At 57.9% G+C, this 1550-nt stretch carries 3 protein-coding genes; 1 reads left to right on the top strand and 2 read right to left on the bottom strand.

What is annotated here, in order from left to right; translation table 11 throughout:
• Positions 1-288: hypothetical protein (locus ACXJ7R_RS32200; protein ID WP_457155327.1), on the bottom strand; the 288-nt coding region annotated here is incomplete at its 3' end.
• A gap of 140 nt (positions 289-428) precedes the next feature.
• On the opposite strand from ACXJ7R_RS32200, the gene ACXJ7R_RS32195 reads away from it, so the two are divergent.
• Positions 429-1220 (top strand): sulfotransferase family protein, encoded by a 792-nt coding sequence (locus ACXJ7R_RS32195; protein ID WP_457155326.1) that lies wholly within the window; start codon positions 429-431, stop codon positions 1218-1220.
• Between the two features lie 16 nt (positions 1221-1236).
• Here ACXJ7R_RS32195 and ACXJ7R_RS32190 read toward each other — a convergent pair.
• Positions 1237-1550: GDP-mannose 4,6-dehydratase (locus tag ACXJ7R_RS32190; RefSeq protein ID WP_457155325.1), on the bottom strand; the 314-nt coding region annotated here is incomplete at its 5' end.

The following is a 1550-nucleotide window of genomic DNA, read 5'->3' as shown; positions in this document are numbered from 1 at the left end:
CCAATGAGCAGTGCCATCCTTCTCTGGCGTTGCCGGAGGCTTTCGTCCTTGAGCCACCGTGGTTAGAATTGGATTCAAGGTCAGGCTGTGATTCTGCCAGATTGAAAAGGGCAGGTAGCGCGCCGCATAGCTGTCCGCCGCTGTGATCGACCGCATATTGGCGTTGTAGACGAACAGGGAGAGGAGCCCAAGCAGCAGCGCCATTGCGACATCGCGAGCGCGAATGCGCCGGAAAGCCGGCGTCGAAATTGCCTGGCTATGGACGTGGGCCGTAATTGCCGCGGTCACCAATAATTTTCCCCATCAGACTTTCCATCGAAGCTCATAGTGGCGCGCGCGGTGCTCGACAATGATCGCCATGGCGCGTCAACAGGAACATTAGGAATGTTGAAGCCAAGCCTGGTCGCCGGCGTTCCCGGGAGGCAAGATTGCCAGCGTTGAAGACGCCCACATCGGGGCGGGCAAATCTGATTGGTATCGGCGCGCCGCGCACTGCCACCAGCAGCCTTGCAAGGATGCTCGGCGCCACGCGAGACGTCTTTGTCCCCGAGGAGAAGGAAATCAACGGCTTCGGTATCGACGATGACGTCACCGAGGCTCGATACGATACGCACTTCGCTAAGGCGGCGGTCGACCACCGCTATCTCGCCGACATTTCGCCCGTCTATCTCTCAAGCGCGCAGGTGGCGGAGCGCATAAGATCTTACAATCCGCAAGCAAAGATCATAGCGACTCTGAGAGAGCCGGTCAGCCGTGTGATCTCGCAGTACCGGCACATGAAGGGAAAGATCGACGCATCGCTGGGGCCGGAACTAAGCCTGGACATAAATTCGTATATCAGGAATGGCTTGATTGGGTTCGCCAGTCATAGAGCGCAGGATAATTCCTGGTATTCTGCGTCCATGAACATCGAACATTCTTTCTACGGCAGGCATCTGCGCCGCTATTATCAATCCTTTCCGCGCAAGCAAATACTGGTCTTGATCTATGAGGACCTGATCCGCCCGCACCCGGTCCGCGAAAAGGGGGCATGGGAGCAGCAATTGCAGCAGTTTCTCGGCGTCAGGGTGAGCCAGAAGTACTGGGACAATCGCGCGGAAGGCTTCGAAACGGAAATCGCCGACGACGTTGCAGGCGATCTGAAAAAGCTGTTCGCGACCGAAGTTTCCATGGCCAGCGACCTGACCGGTCGCGATCTGGTTGGGCTATGGGGGTACTAGAGCGTCCCCCGGTCTCCTAAAACCCGGAAACGTGGTTCGAGGAGACCCGATGCATATCGACCTCCACCATCTCGGCGACCAGATCCTCCAGTCCAACCGTGGGACTCCAGTCCAGAACTTCTTTCGCAAGAGAAGGGTCGCCGACAAGAAGGTCGACTTCCGAGGGTCTGTAGAAAGCCGGATCGACGGATACAACGACGTTCCCGGTGGCTCGGTCTATGGCCATCTCGTTGTGCCCCGTTCCTTGCCAGTCCAGGGAGATGCCGCAGGCGCTCGCGGCCAATTCGACAAAATCGCGAACGGTGTGCGTTCTTCCGGTCGCCACCACGA

Source organism: Mesorhizobium sp. P5_C1, assembly GCF_054049815.1.
The sequence above is the reverse complement of the archived record's forward strand: the minus strand, read 5'-3'. Positions and strand labels throughout refer to the sequence as shown.